The sequence below is a fragment of the Candidiatus Paracoxiella cheracis genome (genome assembly GCF_049348705.1).
Lineage (GTDB): Bacteria > Pseudomonadota > Gammaproteobacteria > Coxiellales > Coxiellaceae > Paracoxiella > Paracoxiella cheracis.
This window is the reverse complement of record NZ_CP186485.1, coordinates 1,844,724-1,869,922: the sequence shown is the minus strand read 5'-3', so window position 1 is coordinate 1,869,922 and position 25,199 is coordinate 1,844,724. Positions and strand designations below refer to the sequence as shown.

Sequence of the window (25,199 nt, the reverse complement as noted above, 5' to 3'; positions counted from 1 at the left end):
ATGAAACGGTATCTAGACCATCCTATTATTTCAACTAAAACCAGCTCATATTTAACGTTTTTAATCGTTATTGCACCCTTACTGAATTTTTTATCCGGCATTAATATTGATTTATATGCGCCGTCCATGCCGTCGATCACGCATTATTTTTCAACCACAGTCGCTGCGACCAAAAATACGATCACCATGGCTGTATTTGGTATGACGATTGGATGTCTTGTGTTTGGTAGCATCATTGACTCGATTGGTCGTAAACGAACGTTAGTTTTCGGTATTTTTTTATATGTCATCGCCAGTTTTCTGGCGCCGTTAAGTCATACAATTTTCGAGTTGATGATTTTCCGATTTATTCAGGGCGCGATGGTATCTTCGATCAGCGTTGGCTGTCGTGCGTTGATTATCGATAATTTTTCAGGCAAACAGTATGCGATAGCAATTCTTTACACCGCAATTACTTATGGTCTCGGTCCAATCATTGGTCCCTTTATCGGGGGATTAGTGCAGCATAATTTTGGGTGGAAGGCGAATTTTGTGCTGCTGGGTATCGTGGCCGGTGTGTTATTACTTTTATTGTTGTTGTTTATTAAAGAGAGTCTTATCGAGCGGCAATCGTTTGCGATGCGTGATGTTTTTAAACAATATTTAAAGGTGCTTCAACACAAACAGTTTATTGCAGGTGTTGTAGTCGGCGGTTTTCTTAATGTATTTATATTAATTTATCCAGTCATCGCGCCATTTGTGGTTGAAAATGTTTTGCATTATAGCGTCTTAGTTTATGGAAACACGGCTTTACTCGCGGGTGCCAGTTATCTGTCCGGCGCGTTGATTAACCGTTTTTTATTGCATTTCATGATGCCGAGGAAAGTGTGTGATATAGGCTACGTCGTGCTCGTTATCGGCATGTTATCGGCGTATGTTTTTGCTTTTTGGTGGCATCTTAACTTAGCGTCACTCATGATCCCAATTATTTTCTTGGGTGTGGGTTGTGGATTGGTCTATCCCAACGTTCTGGCAGCAAATCTAAGACAATTCCCCAAGAATGTCGGGGTGGCAATGGCTATTCAAGTTTCATTGATTACGTTAATTACCTCATTGAGCATTTTCCTCATCAGCCATGTGACTGTGAAGGGCTTACTGAGTCTAGCCGTTATCTACACGATTTTAGTCGTGTTGGTGGTCGTAATTTACGTCGGGCGGTATCAGAAACTGCTTGATTCTTAAGCTGATTCTTTGAGCTTTTTGTGTAATCGGCTTTTCAGGCGTGCAGCTTTATTGTGATGCATGATTCGACGTCCAGCAGCGCGATCGATTAATATCACAGCGCGTCGGAATGCAGTTTCAGCGGCACTCTTATCGTTGCTTTTGATTGATTTCAAAGTATTTTTAATAGCAGTACGCACCTCAGAACGCTGACTGGCGTTATGTAAGCTGCGGATTTGATTTTGTCTAGCTCGTTTTTTTGCTTGTGGCGAGTTAGCCATGCTGGAATTCCTCTTGTCAACAGACCCTAGTTTGTTAGGAAAAGCAATATGCCTGGTTGTTCGGGGTTTGTCAAGATGGATGTCGGCAGGGCTATACAGCTATTCCCTAATTCCTAATCCCTATGTATCCTAGTGGATCGAAAGATAAGGAAACATCGTTGCCATGTCTCAAAAATTATTAAGATCGATCACCATCGTTTCAGGCATGACGATGATCTCGCGTATCATGGGCTTTGTGCGCGACGTTGTGTTGGCAAGTATCTTTGGCGCGGGTCCTGCGTTCGATGCATTCGCTGTTGCCTTCAAAATCCCCAATTGTATGCGTCGCCTCTTTGGTGAGGGTGCTTTTTCACAAGCGTTTGTACCTGTTTTAGCGAATTATCGCACGAATCGATCTCATGATGAGGTTCAGCAATTCATCAATCATATCGCAGGCACGTTGGGATTTGCGTTATTGATTGTTGTTTTGCTTGCCGAGATAATCGCGCCGATGATCATCATGGTTTTCGCGCCAGGATTCATTCACGATCCGGTGCGTTTTACTTATGCCACCCATATGATCCGCATCACGTTCCCTTATTTATTATTAATTGCGTTGACTGCGTTTTCGGGTGCGACATTAAATACCTTTAATCGGTTTGGAATCCCCGCCTTTACACCAGTATTATTGAATGTGGCAATGATTGCAGTGGCGCTGTGGTGGGCACCGCATGCGCATGTGCCGATTTATGTTTTGGCATGGGGTGTTTTAATCGGTGGTGCTGCACAGTTATTGATGCAGTTGCCATTTTTCGCACGGATCAATGTATTTCCCGTCCCAAAATTGCAATGGCGTGATCCCGGCGTGATTCGCGTTTTAAAATTAATGGTTCCGGCGTTATTCGGTGTATCCGTGGCCCAAATTAGCTTGTTGATCGATAATTTTTTCGCTTCTTTTTTACCGGCGGGCAGTATTTCGTGGTTATATTATTCGGATCGTTTAACGTATTTGCCGCTGGGTGTTATTGGCGTGGCGCTAGCGACTGTGGTGCTGCCAAACTTATCACGCTTTCACAGCTCGAATTCGATAGAAAAATATTCTGATACGTTAGATTGGGCGTTGCGTCTTGTTGTGTTGGTGGGAGTTCCGGCAGCAGTAGGCTTATTTATTTTGTCGGGTCCGCTTATTACGACTTTATTTCTTCACGGTAAGTTCAATTCCTTTGATGTGGTCATGACGCGCAGAGCATTGTGGGCTTTTTCGGTGGGCTTGCCGGGGTTTATGCTAGTTAAAATTTTAGCATCAGCATTTTATTCGCGGCAAAATATAAAAACGCCGGTCAAGATTGCCGCAGTGGCGATGGTCGTTAATTTAATTTTAAATCTCACTTTAATAAAACCGTTAGCACACGCGGGATTGGCGTTGGCTACATCGTTGGCATCGTTGTTTAACGCATCCTTGTTAATTTTCTTTTTATTGCGACGCACCATTTTTAAACCGCGAGCCGGTTGGCTGCGCTTGCTATCGTCCATCTTATTCGCCAATATTGGCATGGGTGTTGTCATTGGATTTTTTGCGGGCCATCTTCACCGCTGGATGGATTGGTCGATTGGGCAGCGGTGTTGGCATTTAGTTGTGGCTGTTGTTCTAGGTGTTGCTGCCTATATAATTTTATTGTTTATTTGTGGGTTACGTTTTAAAGATTTACGCCCACCCGCTATTGATGATTAGGTCTTGTCCTATTATGAAGCTCATTCGTGGAAATCATAATTTATCACAACCATTGCAGGGTGCTGTAGTGACATTGGGTAATTTTGATGGTATGCATTTGGGTCATCAAGCGCTATTAAATAAATTAAATGCAATGCGTGAATCGTTGAATTTGCCGAGTATCGTTATCACCTTTGAGCCACAACCCAAAGAATTTTTTGCCAAGCGCGAAACGGTACCGAGGTTAATGCGTTTTTGTGAAAAATGGTTGGCATTAAAAGATTATAATATCGATTATGTTTTTTGTTTGCGTTTTAATCAAGCGTTGGCTAGTTTGTCGCCAGAAGCGTTCGTCAAAAAAATATTGATAGATCAATTAAACGCAAAAGTCGTTATCGTGGGTGATGATTTTCGTTTTGGTGCCAAGCGTGCCGGTGATTATGCACAGTTAAAACAACTGGGAGACAAATACGGTTTTCAAACGATCGAAATGCCAACTATCATGGTTGATAATGAGCGGGTGAGTAGCACGCGTGTGCGTGAGGCACTAGAGGCAGGCGATTTAAATGCAGCGGAAAAATTGTTGGGTCGGCCGTATCGACTTTATGGAAAAGTTGGTCATGGTGATCGGTTGGGTCGCGATCTAGGATATCCGACAGCCAATGTTAATTTGCACCGTGACTTGGTACCTTTGGGCGGGATATTCGTGATTCGTGTTTATGGGTTGGGTGATCATCCTTATGAGGGCGTTGCGAATGTCGGTACTCGTCCGATGGTGGGTGGCACACGAATTTTATTGGAGGCACATTTATTCGACTTTAACGCTGAAATTTATGGGCATAATATTGAGGTCGAATTTTTGCATAAACTGCGCGATGAAGAGCGATACGATACGTTAGAGGAATTAGTTGAACACATTCACCAAGATGTTATTGATGCGAAGAATTATTTTCGGCATCTGGCATAGAATCTTCATAATTTTGAAATCAAAACGAGGCTAAGCCGCCTCTTCAGCTTCGGTAATAAGTTCCTCAACCACCTCTGGATTAGCGAGAGTGGAGGTATCACCCAAATCTTTGATATCTCCTGCAGCAATTTGACGCAAGATGCGTCGCATGATTTTTCCCGATCGTGTTTTGGGTAATGAGGTAGCCCAGGTAATCACATCTGGTTTTGCAATCGGACCGATTACTTCGCGAACGGTTTTAATTAAGTCTTGTTTTAACTCATCGGATGGCCTGACGTTCGTTTTGGTAACAACAAAGGCATAAATGCCTTGACCTTTAATATCGTGAGGGTATCCCACAACGGCAGCTTCGGCTACATGGTGGTTATGCAATAAAGCGCTTTCCACTTCGGTTGTACCAAGCCGATGTCCCGAAACGTTAATGACGTCATCGGTGCGACCGATAATCCAATAGTCTCCGTCTTCATCGCAAAATGCAGCATCACTGGCAACGTATCTATCTGGAAACTCTTTAAAATACGTGTCAATAAATCGTTGATGATCACCGTAAATAGTTTGCATCATGCCGGGCCACGGTTTAGTAATGACTAATTTTCCGGATTTATTATGAGGGGTTTTGTAAAATCTCAGTCTATGCTGTATTTTGTTCGTCCATTTAATGAACGATTGAGTGAGACTACCGGTATGAATTGTCCGCATTGTGATTCAAGTGTTACAAAGGGTTTAAAAAAGCTGACGTCTTTAGGGTATAAACAGTTTGTTTGCAGTGATTGTGGTAAGCAATTTAATCAACGCAGTGGCACAGCGTTGAACTTTATCATGTATCCAACGGATGTGGTTAGGACGGTAGTTCAGTATTATTATCAGTTTAAAGTCAGTCTCCACGATGTAGTTGCGTTAATGGTGATGCGGGGTTTTCATGTAACGCATCAAACGGTTCATAATTGGGTGCATCGTTTTGGTCCGGCGCTTGGGATGAGATTACGGGCACGCCGGTATCAAAAATCCAATGACCGTTGGCACGTCGATTGTACTTATTTACGTATTGAAGGCCGTTGGTGTTATTTTTACAGGGCGATTGATGAAAAGGGCGATTTGATCGATGTCTATTTAAGTGATGTACGAGATCAGCAGGCCGCAGAAAACTTCTTCAAGCAGGCGGCTAAAACGAGTGGCATTTATCCTGAGCAAATCACGACTGATAAAGAGCCCGCCCTTTATCCTGCGATCCAAGCTGTCTTTGGTGAGTATACCGACCATCGGGATAATAACTATTTGAATAATCGTATTGAGCAATCCCATCGAGGCATCAAATCACATATGCGTGTGATGAAGGGATTCAAGAATATATTTTGCGCATTACGGTTTTGTACAGTCTTTGAAGAAATACAGCAGTTTTTTAGAGAAAAAAATAAAAATCTCAGGGTCTGTAAATAAGATTGTGTAAATGCGATAGTCAGGGAAAGGTCGTTAAAATTATACGGAGTCTTTGACTATGGCAATGAAAACCAATAAATTAGATCCACAGGTTGTGGAATATTTTCTCAAACATACCAAGACCGCATCTGATATTTTCGGTGATACTGGTTTGTTAAAGGAGTTAAAAAAGGCACTGACGGAGCGTATTCTGGAAGGGGAGCTGACGGACGCGCTGGGTTATGCAAAACACGAAGTGTCTGGCAACAATAGTGGTAATTCCCGCAATGGGCACAGCCAAAAAACGATCAAAACAACAGATGGCGAGATGACCATTGAGGTTCCTCGTGATCGTAACAATGAGTTTGTACCGCAATTGATTCCAAAACATCAAACCCGCTTTGATGATTTGGATGACAAAATTATGAGTCTTTATGCACGGGGTATGACTACCCGTGATATTCAAGATCAGTTGAAAGATTTGTATGGCACAACTATTTGTTCGAGTCTCATTTCTACAGTAACCAACGAAGTGATTGAAGAAGTGAAGGCTTGGCAAAGTCGTCCGTTGGACAAGGTGTATCCGATTGTGTATTTGGACGCTTTAGTGATTAAAGTGCAGCAAGATAAAAAGGTTATCAATAAGGCATTGTATTTGGCTTTAGGAATTAATATCGATGGGCAAAAAGAATTGCTAGGTATTTGGATTAGCCAAAATGAGGGCGCTAAATTCTGGTTGAATGTATTAACGGAGTTAAAAAATCGAGGCCTAGAAGATATCCTGATTTGTTGCGTTGACGGGCTAACGGGCTTTCCTGATGCGATTGGCGCTGTGTATCCTAACACTCAAGTACAGCTTTGCATTGTACACATGGTGCGGAATTCATTGCGCTATGTGGGTTGGAAAAAGAAAAAAGAAGTGGCCGCTGACTTAAAAGCTATTTATTCGGCCAGTACGGTTGAAGAAGCAGAATTGGCGCTGACGAGTTTCTCTGAGAAATGGGATGCTGAATTTCCCTCGATTGCCAAAAGTTGGTTGACTCATTGGGAGCGCATTGTGCCATTTTTTGCTTATCCGGCAGAAATTCGGAGGGTGATTTATACCACTAACGCTATTGAATCACTGAACATGAGTATCCGAAAAGTTATTAAAAATAAACGAGTTTTTCCGTCGGACGATGCCGCTTTAAAACAACTCTATTTAGGGTTAAAAAATATAGCCAAAAAATGGACCATGCCGATTCGAGACTGGGGTGCCGCCATGAATCGTTTTGCCCTTATGTTTGAAGATCGCCTGGCGGATTTTGTATAAAACTTAAAATTCATAAGAGAGGAAATTAATTTGAACGCAATGTAGTTTTTGATAAAATTAAAAAATCAGTTAACACAATGGCTGATTCATAATTCTGACTGACGCGATTTACACAAACTAATAAACAGTCCCAAATCTCAGGACAATTCTATCTAAATTTCAAACCTTCAATCAATTATTCCAACAAGCTTTCTGAATAACTCTATTATAGAAGCATATGAGTCAATAGTTGACTGAGTTTTTAAAGAACCGGTAATATCCTCTACTAGGCGAAACTACCTTCCTTTGTTTTTTGAGCCTACCAAGCGCAGTTAAACCTGAACTCCGATTAATCTCTAATGCACGGCAAAAATTCTCCAGAGTAAAGGAAATCTCACCATTAGCTGTTAAGCTATCGGGTGGTGCCTCATTTTTGTTGATGGCATCTAAATAACCCTCCCAAACTCGTGCCTATTGATAAATAATCCGATGACAATGTCGTGCAATTTATCCAGTTTAGAAAAGCAAATCGTCTTTCTCGCTAATCGCTTTATTCGTGTGCGCAACGTGAGATGCTTTCGTTCAATCGCTTGGGTATTTTGCTTTCCCACCAAATGTTTTGATTGAGGCAGGTGTCTTTCATAAGCACCCCAATCATCTGTATAGTAAAAGTTGATATCAAATGAGCTCAGTTTTTCTTTCAGTGCTTTAAATGCTGAATCTTTTCTTGGACCAAAATGATAAGCTAACACCTCATGTGTATGGTGATCAATCGCATGCCAAAGCCAACGTTGATTCTGTTTATTTCGAACAAAACTCCACATTTCATCCAGCTCCGCTTCTTCAACTTGTACAACATTAACAGTAACAGACGCACCAAGTGATTCTTTTTCCTTTAAAAGTCGTGTATTGACGCTCTCCAAACCTTCACCCTTTTTTTAATTCACCAATAACAGTGTTGAAGTGTGTCGCGATGCTCGTGATAGATTATTGGCATCCCTGTCAATAATCGACTCGCAATACGCGACAACCTAAATAGCCGCAGACGTCCCCGTCGACAGCGCTCCGCGACCTCGCGGCCGACTGCGCACTGTCTCCAGATGACTCGACGCCGCCTACAGATTTTTGCCACTCGCTACGCTGCCTACGGAACTCCGTTCCTTCGGCACTCCGCTCTGTCAAAAATCGGCGGCTGCCGCGGAATACTCGCCATCGGCTTCGCCTCTCCATGGCTCGCATCGAATGCTAATACGTAAAACGCGTGCAGTATCTCTGACGCCACTACCATTCATTGCCATATCAACTATTTTATCTTTAACACCAGGGGCACGAGCATTATGTGTGTAATCTAGAAGAAATGTATTTTTCTCACAAGCATTATTTTTACATTGAAACCTTTGCTTTCCTGTACTGCTGACGCCAAATTTTACAACCTCATGTAAACAGCAGCAGGGGCAAGCAACATTGATTCTTGCCATTCATGCAATCCTTATCCTAATGATTTTCTGAAATAGCAAAATATATCACATCAACAAAAATGAGGCACTACCAGCTATCGATATATCTATCTGTTTTTGCTGCCATATCAAGCCGACCAGGGTAACGTTCTTTAAAAAGCACGTTTTTCGTGCTTTAATGAGAATATAACACATGTTCATGGTGTTCTAGAAGCATAAATGAGGACCATATTCAGGCAATCACCAAGCAAACCAACACTACATTCAAAACCAATTTGTGGTAATTAAATAGCTTTCAATTGCGACAAAAAGAAGAGGTCCGCGACACTCTAATCTTGACCCATAAGCAATTTATTTGTAACTCGAATCACTCCTCTGCTATTATTTTCATCTAATTTAAAGGAGCGCCCGATGGAATTTATATCCAATTATGGTCTTTTTTTGGTCAAACTCGTTAGCGTTGTTATTGCTATTCTCGTTATCTTAATCGTTATGACTGGCTTGTTCGCCAGAGCGAAAGGCAAAATCAAAGGGAAACTCGAAATTCAAAAGCTCAACGATAAATACGAAGACTATAAACATATCATCGCGTGCGAATCCAAAACAAAGCAAGAATTGAAAGCGCTTAAAAAATTATTAAAACGAGAAAAAAAACAAGAAGGCAAAAAAAGAGAATCACCCAACAATATTTTTGTACTCACATTTAATGGTGATATTAAAGCTTCTGCCGTTACTGCTTTGCGTGAAGAAATTACTGCAATCCTCACCAATGCAAACCCTAAAGATGAAGTACTTGTTCGACTCGATAGCGGCGGCGGATTAGTCAATGCATATGGTCTTGCTGCATCACAACTGCAACGCATCAAAGATGCAAACATGAAGCTCGTCATTTCAATCGACAAAATTGCCGCCAGTGGTGGCTACATGATGGCTTGCGTTGCTGATCACATTATTGCTGCGCCCTTTGCTGTTGTCGGCTCTATTGGAGTCCTTTCGCAGTTACCTAATTTCCACCGTTACCTACAACAAAAATCTATCGATTTTGAACAAATCACTGCCGGCGAATACAAACGCACCTTAAATTTATTTGCAGAAAACACCCCAAAAGGTCGTGAAAAAATGCAGGAAGAAGTAGATGACACACATGCTTTATTTAAGTCGTTTATTAAAAATCATCGCAACCAGGTGGACATCGATCGTGTTGCAACCGGAGAGCATTGGTTTGCAACTCGCGCCATCGATTTGAAATTGGTCGATGAGTTAAAAACTAGCGACGATTATTTATTAGCCGCTAGCAAAAACTACAGTATTTACGAAGTTGAATACAAACTCAAAAAACGATTCGGCCAGCGCATGGCCTCTGGCGCTGCGAGTATCTACCATAAGTTACTCAGCCCTGGCGCCCAAACCGCCGGACAGGATTATCTTTAAACGGCATACATCTACCTACATACAAACGAGACACTTTCAATTGCGGCAGAGAGATTGGTGATACTGTTTTGCGGGCGTAAGTACCAGGAAAGTACTTAGTAGCCAAGGACGGCGATTCCCGAAAAACAGTAACCCCAATCGCGTAAGCCGGTTCTTTAAAAACTCAGTCAACTATTGACTCATATGCTTCTATAATAGAGTTATTCAGAAAGCTTGTTGGAATAATTGATTGAAGGTTTGAAATTTAGATAGAATTGTCCTGAGATTTTTATTTTTTTCTCTAAAAAACTGCTGTATTTCTTCAAAGACTGTACAAAACCGTAATGCGCAAAATATATTCTTGAATCCCTTCATCACACGCATACGTGATTTGATGCCTCGATGGGATTGCTCAATACGATTATTCAAATAGTTATTATCCCGATGGTCGGTATACTCACCAAAGACAGCTTGGATCGCAGGATAAAGGGCGGGCTCTTTATCAGTCGTGATTTGCTCAGGATAAATGCCACTCGTTTTAGCCGCCTGCTTGAAGAAGTTTTCTGCGGCCTGCTGATCTCGTACATCACTTAAATAGACATCGATCAAATCGCCCTTTTCATCAATCGCCCTGTAAAAATAACACCAACGGCCTTCAATACGTAAATAAGTACAATCGACGTGCCAACGGTCATTGGATTTTTGATACCGGCGTGCCCGTAATCTCATCCCAAGCGCCGGACCAAAACGATGCACCCAATTATGAACCGTTTGATGCGTTACATGAAAACCCCGCATCACCATTAACGCAACTACATCGTGGAGACTGACTTTAAACTGATAATAATACTGAACTACCGTTCTAACCACATCCGTTGGATACATGATAAAGTTCAACGCTGTGCCACTGCGTTGATTAAATTGCTTACCACAATCACTGCAAACAAACTGTTTATACCCTAAAGACGTCAGCTTTTTTAAACCCTTTGTAACACTTGAATCACAATGCGGACAATTCATACCGGTAGTCTCACTCAATCGTTCATTAAATGGACGAACAAAATACAGCATAGACTGAGATTTTACAAAACCGAAGTTTTTAAATACTATAATAATCAGCAAAAAATAAGCATAAGCCGTGCTGAGTATGAAAAAAATCTCATTGATAAGCAAGCTTCTCAAGATTTTTTAACGGATGCAAAACATGTTTTGCCAGCACGTATGCCGTGGGATCCAAATGTGGCTTTTCAAGTCGTTTCTGATAGATTGGTGAAGCGCTTGCCTAGTGAGGCTTGGAAGGGGGTTCTGCATCCAGGGGGTGCGTAGTCATCATAAAAAATTTTATTGATTTTAGTTACTGCAGATCAATCGTAACGCAAAAATCATATCCTTATACGCTTAGATACTTTTGTTTAATGTGCGCAATAAAATAATTTGGATCAAGCGATTCGCCTGTGGCCTCTCGCATCAACTGATCAAAGCTGATTGAGGATGCTTTGGAGTGGACATTTTCAATGAGCCATTTATAAAGGCTCGTGAAATTGCCATGATTTAACCCTTCGAGAATGTCAGGATAAGCGTTTTTTGCGCTTGCAAACATTTGCGCGGCGGTCAAACTACCGAGTGTATAGGAAGGGAAGTAACCAAACGCCCCCGATGGCCAATGGACATCTTGCATGACGCCATCTTTATAATCATCCTTTGTCGATAAGCCCAAATAATGTTTCATGGCAGCATCCCAGGCTTCTGGCAAATTGTAAACACTAATATCGCCAGCGATTAATTGCTTTTCAAGCTCGTAGCGTAAAATGACGTGCAAAGGATAAGTGACTTCGTCTGCATCAACGCGAATAAAATCTGGCTTTACCGTAGTGTAGGATGCGTATAAATTATCAGCGCTGAAAGCTTCGTCATCACCAAAGGTGCGGATGATCAATGGCGATAAAAAATTCATAAATTCACGAGAGCGGCAGGCTTGCATTTCAATTAATAAAGATTGGCTTTCGTGCATCGCCATACTGTGAATTCGGCCGACCGGTTGGCGCAACCAGTCATGCGGTAAATTTTGCTCGTAACAAGCGTGTCGCGATGCTCGTGATAGATTATTGCCATCCCTGTCAATAATCGACTCGCAATACGCGACAACTTAAATAGCCGCGGACGTCCTCGTCGCCCGCGCTCCGCGACCTCACGGCTCGACTACGCACGGGCTCTCAAATGACTTGACGGCTCGTAAAGATTTTTTGCAGTCGCTTACGCTCGGCAAAAAATCCGAGCCTACCGCGGAATACGCGCCTTCGCTTCGCTCTCCATGGCGCGCATCGAGTGCATGACCGGTTTCATGGCAAATAGCCATGGCAGACGTGATAAATTCATTTTCATTATAGCGAGTGGTAATGCGTACATCTTCAGGGTCGCCACCACAAAAAGGATGATGACTGACATCGAGTCGGCCATGATTAAAATCAAAGCCGATCGCTTGCATTAACTCCAAGCCAATTTGTTTTTGTTGTTCAGCAGGGAAACGACCTTTGATTGCAATGTGCGGACGATGTTTTTGTTTTGCGATGATTTGTTGGATTAAATCGGGTAACGATTTTTTTAATACCGAAAAAATAGGGTCGATGTTTTGTTGTTTGATGCCAGGAATGAAATCATCTAACAACACATCATAGGGTGATAGGTTTAAAATTTCGCTGCGTATCGGTGCGGACTCTTTGGTGAGCAACAAAATGTTTTCAAGCAGCGGCGCGAAATCATGCCAATTATTTTCAGCGCGCAAGGTGCGCCACGCTTGCTGAGACCGCATCATGGCGAGGGTGATTTGATTGACTAAGCTAGCAGGTAAACATGTTTCATGTCGATAAAATCGTTCCATCAAACCAAGATTGGCTTTTTGCCAACCGATGCGAGCCATGGAGAGGCGAAGCCGATGGCGAGTATTCCGCGGCAGCCGCCGATTTTTGACAGAGCGGAGTGCCGAAGGAACGGAGTTCCGTAGGCAGCGTAGCGAGTGGCAAAAATCTGTAGGCGGCGTCGAGTCATCTGGAGACAGTGCGCAGTCGGCCGCGAGGTCGCGGAGCGCTGTCGACGGGGACGTCCGCGGCTATTTAGGTTGTCGCGTATTGCGAGTCGATTATTGACAGGGATGCCAATAATCTATCACGAGCATCGCGACACACTTCGGACTACTCAGCGATTCATCTTTTGCTTTTTCGATTAACTCGCCCACTTCGGGGTTGGTTAATGTCTCGTGTGTTAAATTGCGCAAAGCAGCCAACGCCTTGGCGCGAATCGTGCCTCCGCCGCTTGGCATCATGACGGCTTCGTCCCAATTGGTAATAGCACCCAAATGCTCAAAATACGCGAGTTTTTCGAAGATCGATTCGAGTTTTTTGTAGGCTTTCATGCTGGGGATTTTAACACGTTTCAATCTGAGGTATCATCTTTTTATGATAGAAGAACAACATGTTGGCGGCATTCATTATTTTTTCAAAGGCGTGCAGATGCTCGGCCGGAAAGGGTTGCGGAAGTTTGTCATTATTCCATTCTTAGTTAACATCATTTTATTTGCTGGCCTACTTTATTTGGGCATTCATTATTTTTCATATGTGGTTAACTGGATAGAAACGCTATTACCAAGTTGGTTGCATTGGCTAAATTGGTTGCTGTGGATTTTATTTGTTGTCGGCGCAATTATTGTCATCACCTACACTTTTACGATCATTGCAAATGTCATTGCAGCACCGTTCAATGGTTTTTTATCGGAAAAAGTTGAGAAAATGGTAACGGGTGCTGAGCAGATTACCGAGGGTGGTTGGTCAATTCTCTATAAGGATATTCCTCGCTCCATCAAGCGTGCATTACAATTTCTCATTTATTATATTCCACGTGCAATCGCAGCATTAATTTTATTTTTTATTCCAGGCATACAATTTGCTGCGACACCCATTTGGTTTTTATTAAATGCTTGGATGATGACGGTGCAATATATGGATTATCCTATGGATAATCACCACATTTCGTTTGGTGATATGCGTAATTTATTGGGACAAAAGCGGGTTGTGAATCTAAGTTTTGGCAGTGTGGTCATGTTTGCCACGATGATACCGGTGGTGAATTTTATCGTGATGCCAGCGGCTGTCATCGGTGCTACGTTGTTGTGGGTTGATGAATATCTTCCTTTGTATGAGCCGAGGCGAGAGTGAGTCAACGCTTACGCTTATAGTGCCGAAAAGTTTTGTAGCGTGATAGTGCTAATCTTGCTGGAACGCACCCTTAAAAAATGTTTCATCCACGTAGGTTTTTACCATCGATTCTGCAAAACCTGCGGCCATTTTGGGTGAAAATACGGGTGGAATATATAATTCCTTGGGATTGACGAGCACATCGATGATAAAAGGGACTTTGGATTTAAATGCTGTTTTTAAAGCATCTTCTAATTCATCATACGCGGTTACTTTAATACCATCACCACCATAAGCTTTGGCTAAATCAGCATAATTCGGGTTTTTAAATTTTGTGCCAAACACCGGAAAACCCTGCGTTTCTTGTTCTAATTCAATAAACGCATATTCTGAATTGTTGTAAACGACATTAACGATCGGAAGATTGTATTTTACTTGTGTCGCAAAATCGCCGATTAACATGTCAAAACCACCGTCACCACTTAACACAATAACGCGCCGGTCGGGATAGGCAAATTGTGCGCCGATCGCCGAGGTTAATCCAAATCCGAGGGAGCCTAAATTTGTCGACCACATGAATCGCTGTTTGCCGTTGAGCGTTAAATGATTGTTTCCCCAAAAACTGACAGAACCAGCATCCACACAATAAATAGGGTTCTTTAAAAACTCAGTCAACTATTGACTCATATGCTTCTATAATAGAGTTATTCAGAAAGCTTGTTGGAATAATTGATTGAAGGTTTGAAATTTAGATAGAATTGTCCTGAGATTTTTATTTTTTTCTCTAAAAAACTGCTGTATTTCTTCAAAGACTGTACAAAACCGTAATGCGCAAAATATATTCTTGAATCCCTTCATCACACGCATACGTGATTTGATGCCTCGATGGGATTGCTCAATACGATTATTCAAATAGTTATTATCCCGATGGTCGGTATACTCACCAAAGACAGCTTGGATCGCAGGATAAAGGGCGGGCTCTTTATCAGTCGTGATTTGCTCAGGATAAATGCCACTCGTTTTAGCCGCCTGCTTGAAGAAGTTTTCTGCGGCCTGCTGATCTCGTACATCACTTAAATAGACATCGATCAAATCGCCCTTTTCATCAATCGCCCTGTAAAAATAACACCAACGGCCTTCCGATGCGAGCCATGGAGAGGCGAAGCCGATGGCGAGTATTCCGCGGCAGCCGCCGATTTTTGACAGAGCGGAGTGCCGAAGGAACGGAGTTCCGTAGGCAGCGTAGCGAGTGGCAAAAATCTGTAGGCGGCGTCGAGTCATCTGGAGACAGTGCGCAGTCGGCCGCGAGGTCGCGGAGCGCTGTCGACGGGGACGTCCGCGGCTATTTAGGTTGTCGCGTATTGCGAGTCGATTATTGACAGGGATGCCAATAATCTATCACGAGCATCGCGACACACTTCAATACGTAAATAAGTACAATCGACGTGCCAACGGTCATTGGATTTTTGATACCGGCGTGCCCGTAATCTCATCCCAAGCGCCGGACCAAAACGATGCACCCAATTATGAACCGTTTGATGCGTTACATGAAAACCCCGCATCACCATTAACGCAACTACATCGTGGAGACTGACTTTAAACTGATAATAATACTGAACTACCGTCCTAACCACATCCGTTGGATACATGATAAAGTTCAACGTTGTGCCACTGCGTTGATTAAATTGCTTACCACAATCACTGCAAACAAACTGTTTATACCCTAAAGACGTCAGCTTTTTTAAACCCTTTGTAACACTTGAATCACAATGCGGACAATTCATACCGGTAGTCTCACTCAATCGTTCATTAAATGGACGAACAAAATACAGCATAGACTGAGATTTTACAAAACCCCATTAATTGTTGGTAGTGGCACTTTTTTTCCTTGGCGATAAAAACACACGCAAAATCAGCAGAAACGCACCGACACAAATGGCACTATCTGCGATATTAAATGTCGCATAGTGCCAACTTTTGATATGGAAATCTAAAAAATCGATAACGTAAGTTAAGCGTATGCGGTCGATAAAATTACCAAGCGCACCACCTATAATTAAACTAACCCCCGCTGCCATCAATCCATCTGAACGTTTAATGCGACCTAACCATACAAGCAAAATTACCGCAACAATCAGCGAAATCGCCGCAAAAAAATAAACCTGCCAACCGCCTTGTGCGCCTAAAAAACTAAACGCTGCACCGGGATTATAATTTAAGGTGAAATTAAAAAACGGCAGTATTCTAACCGGCCGACCAAATTCCAAGTGATGCATAGCGAGGTATTTAGTAATTTGATCCAACGCAATGATTAATGCACTCAGCCACAACCAGGCCCATGCTTTCTTAGCCGCGGATTTTGTCATGCGAACTCTCGCTTTTCACCGTCGCTATAAACGTTTTCGACACAGCGTGAACAAAGCTCAGGATGTTCTGGATCGGTGCCTACATCGACTCGACATTGCCAACAGCGAACGCATTTTTTATTGCTAGAGACATTAATTTTAACGGTCAATTCTGGCAAAGCAGTTTTTTCTGCCGCAGGATCTTGTTTTGATTTTGGGAGCACGGTTGCATCGGAAGTAATTAATAAAAATCGTAGCTCACCACCGAGTGCCGAGAGTTTTTTATACGCATCATCATCGGCATATAAAACAACTTCTGCATCCAATGCCGATCCAATACGCCCTTCACTACGACAGGCCTCTAAGGCTTTATTCACTTCGTCTCGCACCTGCATGAGCCATTGCCATCGCTCAAGCTCACCTTCGGTTTCTTTTAATGCAGGAAAATCACGATACCACGACGACAAAAATACCGACGCTTCACGCTTCCCAGGCATAAACTGCCAAATTTCATCGGCAGTAAAGCTCGTGATGGGTGCTAACAACTGCACAAGCGCTTCGGTGATGTAATATAACGCCGTTTGTGCAGAACGCCGAGGCACGCCTGTTGCTTTGCTCGTATATAAACGATCTTTAATAATATCGAGATAAAAACTACCCATTTGTACTGTGCAGAAATTATGAATAAGCTGATAAATCTTTTGAAAATGATAGTGATCATAGGCAGCAATTATTTTTTCTTGCATCGCCATTGTCGTTGCAACGGCCCATTGATCAAGCGCCACCATATTTTCAGCGGGCACTAAATCTTTCTCGGGATCAAAGTCATATAAATTCGACAATAAAAATCGTGCCGTATTGCGAATACGACGATATGCATCTGAAGCACGTTTTAAAATCTCATCGGAAGCGTTGACTTCTACAGTGTGCTCAGATGATGCAACCCACAGTCGCAAAATATCTGCGCCCATATTTTTTACGACATCAGCTGGCAGAATCACATTGCCCAATGATTTCGACATTTTTCGACCCTTGCCATCTACAACGTAGCCGTGTGTCAAAACAGATTTAAACGGGGCCTCATTACGAATTGGAATCCCCGTCAACAATGACGACTGAAACCAACCGCGATGCTGGTCTGAACCTTCTAAATAAAGATCAGCGGGCACTCCGAGTTCGGGTCGCTGTGCTAACACACAAAAATGTGTGATGCCTGAATCAAACCACACGTCTAAAATGTCGGTCACTTTATCGTAGTTGTCTGCATCTGCACCCAATAATTCCTTCGGATCCAAATCAAACCATCCATCGACGCTGTGTTTTTCAATTAGCTGTGCAGCTTTTTCCATTAATGCGGGTGTGTCGGGGTGTAATTCACCCGTTTCTTTATGCGCGAAAATGGCAATTGGAATACCCCACACGCGTTGACGGGAAATGCACCAGTCCGGACGATCGGCCACCATTTTACTGATGCGGGCTTCACCCCACTTTGGCATCCATTTAGATTTTGCGATCGCAGCCAATGCTTTTTCACGCAGATTATTTTTTTCCATGCCGATGAACCACTGCGGAGTGGCTCTAAAAATCAGCGGCGTTTTGTGACGCCAGCAATGCGGATAACTGTGTTGAATACTTTCTTGATGCAGCAAATGACCGCTGTCGGCTAACGTGACGATAATCGGTTCGTTCGCTTTAAAAACGTGCAACCCTGCCACAATCGGCGTGCCTTGCACAAAACAACTGCGTGAATCGACGGGATTATCGATCGACAGTTTATATTTTTGAGCGACAAAATAATCATCTAAACCATGCGCCGGTGCGGTGTGCACATTACCCGTGCCGGCATCAGTCGTGACGTGCTCACCTAAAATAATCGGCACGGTGCGATCTAAAAAAGGATGCTGTAATTGCAGTCCCTCTAAAATTTTTCCTTCCACGTTGCCATGCACTTCGTAGTCGTCGATGCCGTATCGTTGCATGACGGAATCCACTAAATCTTTTGCTAATACGAAATATGTGGGCTTATTTTGAAAAGAACATTTTACTAACGCATAGTGTAAGTCTGGATGCAACGACACCGCCTGGTTAGCAGGCAGTGTCCACGGTGTGGTGGTCCAAATGGGGACGACAACGCGAACGTCTGCGTTTTTTACATTGAATTTTTGCATGATGGCTTGAGAATCGATAGCTTCAAAACCTACATCGATTGCCGAAGATGCTTTATCGCGATATTCCACCTCAGCCTCTGCCAACGCAGATCCACACGCCGTACACCAATGCACCGGTTTTTGACCGCGCACCAAGTAACCGTTTTGAATAATTTTCGATAACGCACGAACGGTGTTAGCTTCATAAACAAAATCCATCGTGAGATACGGATTTTTCCAATCGCCGAGCACACCTAAGCGTTGATAGTCTTCAGATTGCAATTGAACTTGAGATTCTGCGTACTCGCGGCACGCTTGGCGGAATTCTTTAGCTGACAATTTATCGCCTGCCTTGCCGACTTTTTTCTCCACGTTGATTTCAATCGGCAACCCATGACAATCCCAGCCCGGCACATAAGGCGCATCAATGCCCGATAACGATTTCGATTTTACAACGATATCCTTGAGCGTTTTATTGAGCGCTGTGCCCAAATGAGGACGCCCATTGGCATACGGAGGCCCATCGTGAAGAATAAATTTAGGTTGCCCAAGCCGCTTCTCACGAATTTTTTCATAAAGATTAAATTCTTGCCAACGTTTGAGCATTTCCGGCTCGCGCTGGGGTAAATTTGCTTTCATGGGAAAAGCAGTTTTGGGTAAATTAAGGGTATCTTTGTAATCTTTTGTCATCGTCAGTTGAGCCATCAATCATGGGGAACCCATGTTGATAAAGGATTTTGCGACAAAATGCAAGGGGGGAGGACGATAGCAGCTAACTAATCGCCCTTCTGTATCTTACCATCACCAAACACAGCTTGATTGATGATGGGCGGCTTACCGTAATAAGTGACCCGACCAGTGCCCGAAATTTTAACATTAAGCTTTTTCGATACACTCACCATGGCTTTACCCGAACCAGTGACATCTAAATTCACTTCTTTAGCCTCTAGCTTTCGTGCATCGACCTCTCCAGCCCCATCGATACCAATAGAAACTTTATCCACTTCACCCGCCAACATCGTCTGACTATAACCACTGCAATGAAGACCAAATGTTTTGTCATTGATGTTCGCGACACTGACTTTAACAGCACCGGCTGTCGCAATGCTTTTCAATTTGGGCGCCGAAACCACGACCTGAATTGGCCTGCTTGGAAGCAGTTGATAATCCCGCTTTGTGGAAATTTGGAGTGTACCGTTGTTGACCGTCAGCATGACATACGGCTGTATATTATTATCAGTCGTGACGGTAACGGATTGGGATTGATTGGCCGTGACTTGCAAATCTATCAGGCCGTTAGCACTGATATGATTAAATGATGTCAACACTCGACTTTGTGTCGTGATATGGCCACTGCCCTTCACTTTTTCCTTACCGCAAGCAACCACTAAAAATATTGAACAGAGAATAACCCCTATTTGGATTAATCGTTTCATCGCCAAACCTCCTTGTTTGTAATTAAATATCTGTATCTCAATATGATACTCGATTCTTGATGCGCTCGCCAATCAAACGGTATACTGATTAACCTCAACCTATTTCCAATAGAGGAAACTGCATGGAAGGCTATCTCAGTAAAACGAAATATGACGAACTATACGAACAATCCATTCACAATCCTGAAACATTCTGGGCCAATCAAGCAGATCGATTTGTTAGCTGTATAAAGCCCTGGTCGTCCGTTTTAACCGGAAGTTTTGCAACTCATGACACACGTTGGTATGAAGGCGGACAACTCAATGCTTGTTACAACTGCTTGGATCGCCATCTCGAAAAACGCGCCAACCAAACTGCCATTATTTGGCAAGGTGATGAACTCAGTCATTCAAAACATATCACGTATTCAGAATTACATCGTAGTGTTTGTCAATTTGCTAACGTTTTAAAAAAACGCGGCGTTAAAAAAGGCGATCGTGTTTGCATTTACATGCCAATGATTCCTGAAGCGGCTATTGCAATGCTTGCCTGCGGGTTCTTTAAAAACTCAGTCAACTATTGACTCATATGCTTCTATAATAGAGTTATTCAGAAAGCTTGTTGGAATAATTGATTGAAGGTTTGAAATTTAGATAGAATTGTCCTGAGATTTTTATTTTTTTCTCTAAAAAACTGCTGTATTTCTTCAAAGACTGTACAAAACCGTAATGCGCAAAATATATTCTTGAATCCCTTCATCACACGCATATGTGATTTGATGCCTCGATGGGATTGCTCAATACGATTATTCAAATAGTTATTATCCCGATGGTCGGTATACTCACCAAAGACAGCTTGGATCGCAGGATAAAGGGCGGGCTCTTTATCAGTCGTGATTTGCTCAGGATAAATGCCACTCGTTTTAGCCGCCTGCTTGAAGAAGTTTTCTGCGGCCTGCTGATCTCGTACATCACTTAAATAGACATCGATCAAATCGCCCTTTTCATCAATCGCCCTGTAAAAATAACACCAACGGCCTTCAATACGTAAATAAGTACAATCGACGTGCCAACGGTCATTGGATTTTTGATACCGGCGTGCCCGTAATCTCATCCCAAGCGCCGGACCAAAACGATGCACCCAATTATGAACCGTTTGATGCGTTACATGAAAACCCCGCATCACCATTAACGCAACTACATCGTGGAGACTGACTTTAAACTGATAATAATACTGAACTACCGTCCTAACCACATCCGTTGGATACATGATAAAGTTCAACGCTGTGCCACTGCGTTGATTAAATTGCTTACCACAATCACTGCAAACAAACTGTTTATACCCTAAAGACGTCAGCTTTTTTAAACCCTTTGTAACACTTGAATCACAATGCGGACAATTCATACCGGTAGTCTCACTCAATCGTTCATTAAATGGACGAACAAAATACAGCATAGACTGAGATTTTACAAAACCAGACAGCAAGCGTGTCGCGATGCTCGTGCAAGCGTGTCGCGATGCTCGTGATAGATTATTGCCATCCCTGTCAATAATCGACTCGCAATACGCGACAACTTAAATAGCCGCGGACGTCCTCGTCGCCCGCGCTCCGCGACCTCACGGCTCGACTACGCACGGGCTCTCAAATGACTTGACGGCTCGTAAAGATTTTTTGCAGTCGCTTACGCTCGGCAAAAAATCCGAGCCTACCGCGGAATACGCGCCTTCGCTTCGCTCTCCATGGCGCGCATCGGATGTTTGTTTGGTAGTATTTCCCCACGCAAATGACTTTATTGAAATAGCTAACAATATGTCTATTTACAATTATTCGCTTAACTATGTAAAAAAACTTGCTCAGAGTGACCATATCAGTTTTGTGAACTTAACAGCGGTATTTAAGAATCATCAGGAATATTTTGCTGACATGTCTCATCTGGATCCTGCAGGTGCAAAAGCACTGATGCCCATTTTAATTAAAAATTGCTTTGAAAAAAATAGCAACCCGACTACAGGGCCTTAAAAAAACACTGTGGACACTTCTAAAAAAGCCAATTTCGTAAACCAAGCAATTGAAATAAATAAAATGTTTTTTGGGTTTTAAAAACAATTTCTAGAGAGGTTTGCTAGGACTGATATAAATCAGGCTCAGTGTCTTTAACAGTAAAAACGTCAACTCGAGCAGGTGGTAAATTAAGCCAAACTCGGTGAGTAGCTGTTTTAATATAACGATCTTTTTTTTCAAAAATACTTTTTTGTAATCCATACGTGTACTGAATATAAATGCCATGTGGCTTAATAATTTGATCGATTTGTGTGACGATTTTCTCAGTGACAGTTTTGGGTAATGTTAACAAGGGCAAGCTTGAAACGATCGTCTCAACATCATGGCGTTGCTCACCGAGCAAGTTCACTAGGTGTGTGGCGCTGCCGTGAATTGATTTTACGTTGGGAAAGCGTTCTTTTAATTGATTGGTTAAATGTCTAGAATGCTCAATAAGAATAAGTCGTTTTGGATCGATGCCGCGTTTTAATAATTCTTTGGTCACAACGCCTGTGCCTGCGCCCAACTCTACAATGAGGCCTGTATGGTCTTTGGGTACATAAGAGGCAATCGCGCGAGCTAAAAAAGTGAACTAGGGAACACTGCGCCTACGGCTCTTGGACTTTTAAACAACGCTTTATAGAAGGACCACATCTGTATTGGATACCCCTTATCGTCACTATATAATAAATGTAGTTGAAATGCCGCTAACGTGCCCAAACATACTGAGAGTAGCGCAGATAACCGGAGACAGTACCTTATGCGAATGGACAAATTTACCACGATGTTTCAAACAGCTCTTGCCGACGCACAATCAATGGCTGTCGGCCGGGATCAACAATATATTGAGCCTGTCCATGTCATGAAGGTTTTGATGGAGCAGGAGCATGGCACGGTTGCGCCCTTGTTGCAGCAGTCCGGTGCCAACATGGCAATCCTTGTGGATGGGTTGGACAAGGCAATTGATGCGCTACCACAGGTTCAAGGTGCGGCCGGTGAAGTCCATGTTTCGCGCGAATTAGCGCCGATACTGACACTAATGGACAAGTATGCGCAGAAAAATGGCGATCAATATATTTCATCAGAATTATTTGTGCCGGCTGCGTTGGAAGCCAAAGGCCGATTAGGTGATATTTTGAAAAAAACGGGCGTTGATAAAAAGAAAGTTGAAGAAGGAATAAAAAATATGCGTGGAGGTGAGCGTGTCACTGAAGCAAGCGCAGAAGGTCAGCGGCAAGCCTTAGATAAATACACTATTGATTTAACGGAACGTGCTGAAGTCGGTAAATTAGATCCGATCATTGGTCGTGATGAAGAAATTCGTCGTACGATACAAGTCTTGCAACGTCGCACGAAAAATAACCCTGTGCTCATTGGTGAAGCGGGCGTGGGTAAAACGGCGATTGTTGAAGGGTTGGCACAACGTATTGTAAATGGTGAAGTGCCAGAAGGATTAAAAAACAAACGCTTGTTAGCTTTAGATATGGGAGCGCTCATCGCCGGTGCCAAATTCCGTGGTGAATTTGAGGAGCGCTTAAAATCGGTATTAAAAGAACTAGCAAAACAAGAAGGCCAAATTATTTTATTTATCGACGAGCTTCATACGATGGTGGGTGCAGGAAAAGCCGAAGGTGCGATGGATGCAGGGAACATGCTAAAACCCGCATTAGCGCGAGGTGGATTACATTGTGTTGGTGCAACGACGCTCGATGAATATCGGCAATATATTGAAAAGGATGCCGCATTAGAACGGCGTTTTCAAAAAGTATTAGTGAATGAGCCAACAGTAGAAGATACCATCGCCATTTTACGCGGATTAAAAGAACGTTATGAAGTGCATCACGGCGTTGAAATTACAGATCCGGCTATTGTTGCAGCGGCAACATTATCTCAACGTTACATTACTGACCGTAATTTACCGGATAAAGCTATCGATTTGATTGACGAGGCAGCGAGTCAAATTCGTATGGAAATGGATTCGAAACCCTTGGAATTAGATCGTTTGGAGCGTCGACTCATTCAGTTAAAAATCGAGCGAGAAGCGCTTAAAAAAGAAAAGGATGAGGCATCGAAAAAACGACTGATCGATCTCGAAGAGCAAATCAAAAAAGTCGAAAAAGACTATTCAGATTTAGAGGAAGTTTGGAAAGCCGAGAAAACATCGTTAAAAGGTTCGCAACAAATTAAAGAAGAATTGGAGCAGGCACGTATCGAACTAGAAGCAGCGCGACGCGCCACCGATTTAACGCGGATGTCCGAGCTGCAATACGGTGTGATTCCAGATTTAGAGAAAAAGCTTCAAGAAGCCTCCAAAAAAGAAGATAAACCCAAAGAACATAAATTGTTGCGAAATAGAGTCACCGATGAAGAAGTGGCTGAAGTTGTTTCGAAATGGACGCATATTCCAGTGTCGAAAATGTTGGAGAGTGAGCGTGAAAAATTATTACAAATGGAAGAAGAGTTACACAAGCGCGTTATTGGCCAAGATGAGGCAGTAAGTGCAGTAGCCAATGCGATTCGTCGTTCGCGTGCTGGATTGTCCGATCCCAAGCGCCCGATTGGATCTTTTTTGTTTTTGGGGCCGACGGGTGTCGGTAAAACGGAATTATGTAAGGCCTTGGCAGGGTTTTTGTTTGATACTGAAGATGCGATGGTGCGCATCGACATGTCTGAGTTTATGGAAAAACATTCTGTTGCGCGATTAATTGGCGCGCCGCCAGGGTATGTGGGTTACGAAGAAGGAGGTTATTTAACGGAAACTGTGCGTCGGCGACCGTATTGCGTAATATTGTTAGACGAAGTCGAAAAAGCACATAACGACGTATTTAATATTTTATTGCAAGTGTTGGATGACGGACGTTTGACCGATGGCCAAGGTCGCACGGTGGATTTTCGCAATGCCGTCATTGTAATGACGTCGAATTTAGGTTCTCAAATCATTCAGGAATTTGCGGGTGAGGCATACGATAAAATGAAAGCTGCAGTGATGGAAGTTGTGTCACAAAATTTCCGTCCAGAGTTCATTAACCGCATTGATGAAAGCGTGGTGTTCCATTCGCTGAAAGAAGATCAAATCCGTGATATTGCGCAAATACAAATTGAGCAAATTAAAAAACGTCTAAAAGAAAAAGACTATCAACTTGAAATTACTGATCAAGCTTTGGACTTTTTAGCGAAGCTAGGTTATGACCCTGTTTATGGGGCTCGACCATTAAAGCGAGCATTGCAACAATACCTTGAAAATCCTTTATCTGAAGCTATATTGCGCGGTAAATTTATTCCGGGTGATACTATAAAAGTTGAAAAGCAAGATGATAAATTGGCATTTAAGAAGGGATAAATTTAAGGGTT

The 25,199-nt window shown here is 42.8% G+C and carries 25 protein-coding genes and 1 pseudogene; 10 read left to right on the top strand and 16 right to left on the bottom strand.

From position 1 onward, the window contains the following. On the top strand, positions 1-1,221 hold the full coding sequence (locus tag ACJMKR_RS09840) for an MFS transporter (RefSeq protein WP_423062904.1): 1,221 nt from the start codon (positions 1-3) through the stop codon (positions 1,219-1,221). Here ACJMKR_RS09840 and rpsT read toward each other — a convergent pair. After that, a complete protein-coding gene (gene rpsT / locus ACJMKR_RS09835) occupies positions 1,218-1,481 on the bottom strand; it encodes a 30S ribosomal protein S20 (protein WP_423062903.1) in 264 nt (87 codons plus the stop codon). The genes ACJMKR_RS09840 and rpsT overlap by 4 nt on opposite strands. Before the next feature lie 163 nt (positions 1,482-1,644). On the opposite strand from rpsT, the gene murJ reads away from it, so the two are divergent. Both murJ and ribF read left to right on the top strand, forming a co-directional pair. Continuing rightward, the gene (murJ, locus tag ACJMKR_RS09830; protein WP_423062902.1) at positions 1,645-3,192 is read left to right on the top strand and encodes a murein biosynthesis integral membrane protein MurJ; all 1,548 of its coding nucleotides are present in this window, start codon (positions 1,645-1,647) and stop codon (positions 3,190-3,192) included. Positions 3,193-3,205: 13 nt separating this feature from the next. Beyond that, a complete protein-coding gene (ribF, locus tag ACJMKR_RS09825) occupies positions 3,206-4,138 on the top strand; it encodes a bifunctional riboflavin kinase/FAD synthetase (RefSeq protein ID WP_423062901.1) in 933 nt (310 codons plus the stop codon). Positions 4,139-4,168: 30 nt separating this feature from the next. On the opposite strand, the pseudogene ACJMKR_RS09820 reads toward ribF, so the two are convergent. Continuing rightward, a pseudogene (locus ACJMKR_RS09820) lies at positions 4,169-4,633 on the bottom strand (AMP-binding enzyme); the annotation flags it as partial. A gap of 138 nt (positions 4,634-4,771) precedes the next feature. Between ACJMKR_RS09820 and ACJMKR_RS09815 the strand changes: the two are divergent. Both ACJMKR_RS09815 and ACJMKR_RS09810 read left to right on the top strand, forming a co-directional pair. Next, complete coding sequence (locus ACJMKR_RS09815; RefSeq protein ID WP_423062899.1) at positions 4,772-5,575, top strand: IS6 family transposase; 804 nt, start codon at positions 4,772-4,774, stop codon at positions 5,573-5,575. A 58-nt stretch (positions 5,576-5,633) separates the two neighbouring features. Next, the gene (locus ACJMKR_RS09810) at positions 5,634-6,866 is read left to right on the top strand and encodes an IS256 family transposase (protein ID WP_423062605.1); all 1,233 of its coding nucleotides are present in this window, start codon (positions 5,634-5,636) and stop codon (positions 6,864-6,866) included. A gap of 425 nt (positions 6,867-7,291) precedes the next feature. Here ACJMKR_RS09810 and ACJMKR_RS09805 read toward each other — a convergent pair whose 3' ends face one another. Both ACJMKR_RS09805 and ACJMKR_RS09800 read right to left on the bottom strand, forming a co-directional pair. After that, positions 7,292-7,768, bottom strand: a complete 477-nt coding sequence (locus ACJMKR_RS09805) for an IS1 family transposase (protein WP_423062399.1) — start codon at positions 7,766-7,768, stop codon at positions 7,292-7,294. A 255-nt stretch (positions 7,769-8,023) separates the two neighbouring features. Then, complete coding sequence (locus tag ACJMKR_RS09800; RefSeq protein WP_423062898.1) at positions 8,024-8,323, bottom strand: IS1-like element transposase; 300 nt, start codon at positions 8,321-8,323, stop codon at positions 8,024-8,026. Between the two features lie 390 nt (positions 8,324-8,713). Between ACJMKR_RS09800 and sohB the strand changes: the two genes are divergently transcribed. Beyond that, complete coding sequence (gene sohB / locus ACJMKR_RS09795; RefSeq protein WP_423062897.1) at positions 8,714-9,733, top strand: protease SohB; 1,020 nt, start codon at positions 8,714-8,716, stop codon at positions 9,731-9,733. 204 nt (positions 9,734-9,937) lie between these two features. On the opposite strand, the gene ACJMKR_RS09790 is transcribed toward sohB, so the two are convergent. The 4 genes from ACJMKR_RS09790 to ACJMKR_RS09775 form a co-directional block, all read right to left on the bottom strand. Further along, complete coding sequence (locus ACJMKR_RS09790; RefSeq protein ID WP_423062896.1) at positions 9,938-10,834, bottom strand: IS6 family transposase; 897 nt, start codon at positions 10,832-10,834, stop codon at positions 9,938-9,940. 268 nt (positions 10,835-11,102) lie between these two features. Then, positions 11,103-11,759, bottom strand: a complete 657-nt coding sequence (locus tag ACJMKR_RS09785) for a hypothetical protein (RefSeq protein ID WP_423062895.1) — start codon at positions 11,757-11,759, stop codon at positions 11,103-11,105. 141 nt (positions 11,760-11,900) lie between these two features. Further along, entirely contained in the window at positions 11,901-12,629 is a 729-nt protein-coding gene (locus ACJMKR_RS09780; RefSeq protein ID WP_423062894.1) for a hypothetical protein, read from the bottom strand. Positions 12,630-12,848: 219 nt separating this feature from the next. Further along, positions 12,849-13,145, bottom strand: a complete 297-nt coding sequence (locus ACJMKR_RS09775; RefSeq protein ID WP_423062893.1) for a hypothetical protein — start codon at positions 13,143-13,145, stop codon at positions 12,849-12,851. Between the two features lie 19 nt (positions 13,146-13,164). On the opposite strand from ACJMKR_RS09775, the gene cysZ reads away from it, so the two are divergent. After that, the gene (gene cysZ, locus ACJMKR_RS09770; RefSeq protein WP_423062892.1) at positions 13,165-13,920 is read left to right on the top strand and encodes a sulfate transporter CysZ; all 756 of its coding nucleotides are present in this window, start codon (positions 13,165-13,167) and stop codon (positions 13,918-13,920) included. 48 nt (positions 13,921-13,968) lie between these two features. On the opposite strand, the gene ACJMKR_RS09765 is transcribed toward cysZ, so the two are convergent. The 6 genes from ACJMKR_RS09765 to ACJMKR_RS09740 all read right to left on the bottom strand — a co-directional run bounded on the left by ACJMKR_RS09765 (position 13,969) and on the right by ACJMKR_RS09740 (position 19,827). Next, on the bottom strand, positions 13,969-14,574 hold the full coding sequence (locus ACJMKR_RS09765) for a thiamine pyrophosphate-dependent enzyme (RefSeq protein ID WP_423062891.1): 606 nt from the start codon (positions 14,572-14,574) through the stop codon (positions 13,969-13,971). Positions 14,575-14,607: 33 nt separating this feature from the next. Further along, on the bottom strand, positions 14,608-15,180 hold the full coding sequence (locus ACJMKR_RS09760) for a DDE-type integrase/transposase/recombinase (RefSeq protein WP_423062890.1): 573 nt from the start codon (positions 15,178-15,180) through the stop codon (positions 14,608-14,610). Positions 15,181-15,245: 65 nt separating this feature from the next. After that, on the bottom strand, positions 15,246-15,734 hold the full coding sequence (locus ACJMKR_RS09755) for a hypothetical protein (RefSeq protein ID WP_423062889.1): 489 nt from the start codon (positions 15,732-15,734) through the stop codon (positions 15,246-15,248). Positions 15,735-15,758: 24 nt separating this feature from the next. Then, positions 15,759-16,265, bottom strand: coding sequence for a signal peptidase II (lspA, locus tag ACJMKR_RS09750; RefSeq protein ID WP_423062888.1), 507 nt, complete (start codon positions 16,263-16,265; stop codon positions 15,759-15,761). After that, entirely contained in the window at positions 16,262-19,096 is a 2,835-nt protein-coding gene (gene ileS, locus ACJMKR_RS09745) for an isoleucine--tRNA ligase (RefSeq protein WP_423062887.1), read from the bottom strand. The genes lspA and ileS overlap by 4 nt, the downstream gene beginning before the upstream one ends. A 71-nt stretch (positions 19,097-19,167) precedes the next feature. Beyond that, the gene (locus ACJMKR_RS09740) at positions 19,168-19,827 is read right to left on the bottom strand and encodes a head GIN domain-containing protein (protein WP_423062886.1); all 660 of its coding nucleotides are present in this window, start codon (positions 19,825-19,827) and stop codon (positions 19,168-19,170) included. 122 nt (positions 19,828-19,949) lie between these two features. On the opposite strand from ACJMKR_RS09740, the gene ACJMKR_RS09735 reads away from it, so the two are divergent. Beyond that, a complete protein-coding gene (locus ACJMKR_RS09735; RefSeq protein WP_423062885.1) occupies positions 19,950-20,390 on the top strand; it encodes an acetyl-coenzyme A synthetase N-terminal domain-containing protein in 441 nt (146 codons plus the stop codon). Positions 20,391-20,416: 26 nt separating this feature from the next. Here the strand turns inward: ACJMKR_RS09735 and ACJMKR_RS09730 are convergent, their stop codons facing one another. Beyond that, positions 20,417-21,262 (bottom strand): IS6 family transposase, encoded by an 846-nt coding sequence (locus ACJMKR_RS09730; protein ID WP_423062880.1) that lies wholly within the window; start codon positions 21,260-21,262, stop codon positions 20,417-20,419. A 196-nt stretch (positions 21,263-21,458) separates the two neighbouring features. Here ACJMKR_RS09730 and ACJMKR_RS09725 point away from each other — a divergent pair, with 196 nt between their 5' ends. Then, a complete protein-coding gene (locus ACJMKR_RS09725) occupies positions 21,459-21,827 on the top strand; it encodes a hypothetical protein (RefSeq protein ID WP_423062884.1) in 369 nt (122 codons plus the stop codon). Positions 21,828-21,930: 103 nt separating this feature from the next. On the opposite strand, the gene ACJMKR_RS09720 is transcribed toward ACJMKR_RS09725, so the two are convergent. Further along, complete coding sequence (locus tag ACJMKR_RS09720) at positions 21,931-22,353, bottom strand: class I SAM-dependent methyltransferase (RefSeq protein ID WP_423062883.1); 423 nt, start codon at positions 22,351-22,353, stop codon at positions 21,931-21,933. Positions 22,354-22,608: 255 nt separating this feature from the next. Here ACJMKR_RS09720 and clpB point away from each other — a divergent pair, with 255 nt between their 5' ends. Beyond that, positions 22,609-25,188 carry an ATP-dependent chaperone ClpB gene (clpB, locus tag ACJMKR_RS09715; RefSeq protein ID WP_423062882.1) on the top strand — a complete coding sequence of 860 codons (2,580 nt, stop codon included), beginning with the start codon at positions 22,609-22,611 and terminating at the stop codon, positions 25,186-25,188. Positions 25,189-25,199: the final 11 nt, after the last annotated feature.

What these genes read in the sequence shown, in the direction of transcription:
- ACJMKR_RS09840 (WP_423062904.1), top strand. Translation starts at nt 1, where the DNA reads ATGAAACGGTATCTAGACCATCCTATTATTTCAACTAAAACCAGCTCA.
- rpsT (WP_423062903.1), bottom strand. Translation starts at nt 1,481, where the DNA reads ATGGCTAACTCGCCACAAGCAAAAAAACGAGCTAGACAAAATCAAATC.
- murJ (WP_423062902.1), top strand. Translation starts at nt 1,645, where the DNA reads ATGTCTCAAAAATTATTAAGATCGATCACCATCGTTTCAGGCATGACG.
- ribF (WP_423062901.1), top strand. Translation starts at nt 3,206, where the DNA reads ATGAAGCTCATTCGTGGAAATCATAATTTATCACAACCATTGCAGGGT.
- ACJMKR_RS09815 (WP_423062899.1), top strand. Translation starts at nt 4,772, where the DNA reads ATGCTGTATTTTGTTCGTCCATTTAATGAACGATTGAGTGAGACTACC.
- ACJMKR_RS09810 (WP_423062605.1), top strand. Translation starts at nt 5,634, where the DNA reads ATGGCAATGAAAACCAATAAATTAGATCCACAGGTTGTGGAATATTTT.
- ACJMKR_RS09800 (WP_423062898.1), bottom strand. Translation starts at nt 8,323, where the DNA reads ATGGCAAGAATCAATGTTGCTTGCCCCTGCTGCTGTTTACATGAGGTT.
- sohB (WP_423062897.1), top strand. Translation starts at nt 8,714, where the DNA reads ATGGAATTTATATCCAATTATGGTCTTTTTTTGGTCAAACTCGTTAGC.
- ACJMKR_RS09780 (WP_423062894.1), bottom strand. Translation starts at nt 12,629, where the DNA reads ATGGCTCGCATCGGTTGGCAAAAAGCCAATCTTGGTTTGATGGAACGA.
- cysZ (WP_423062892.1), top strand. Translation starts at nt 13,165, where the DNA reads ATGATAGAAGAACAACATGTTGGCGGCATTCATTATTTTTTCAAAGGC.
- ACJMKR_RS09760 (WP_423062890.1), bottom strand. Translation starts at nt 15,180, where the DNA reads ATGACTCGACGCCGCCTACAGATTTTTGCCACTCGCTACGCTGCCTAC.
- ACJMKR_RS09755 (WP_423062889.1), bottom strand. Translation starts at nt 15,734, where the DNA reads ATGCTGTATTTTGTTCGTCCATTTAATGAACGATTGAGTGAGACTACC.
- lspA (WP_423062888.1), bottom strand. Translation starts at nt 16,265, where the DNA reads ATGACAAAATCCGCGGCTAAGAAAGCATGGGCCTGGTTGTGGCTGAGT.
- ileS (WP_423062887.1), bottom strand. Translation starts at nt 19,096, where the DNA reads ATGGCTCAACTGACGATGACAAAAGATTACAAAGATACCCTTAATTTA.
- ACJMKR_RS09740 (WP_423062886.1), bottom strand. Translation starts at nt 19,827, where the DNA reads ATGAAACGATTAATCCAAATAGGGGTTATTCTCTGTTCAATATTTTTA.
- ACJMKR_RS09735 (WP_423062885.1), top strand. Translation starts at nt 19,950, where the DNA reads ATGGAAGGCTATCTCAGTAAAACGAAATATGACGAACTATACGAACAA.
- ACJMKR_RS09730 (WP_423062880.1), bottom strand. Translation starts at nt 21,262, where the DNA reads ATGCTGTATTTTGTTCGTCCATTTAATGAACGATTGAGTGAGACTACC.
- clpB (WP_423062882.1), top strand. Translation starts at nt 22,609, where the DNA reads ATGCGAATGGACAAATTTACCACGATGTTTCAAACAGCTCTTGCCGAC.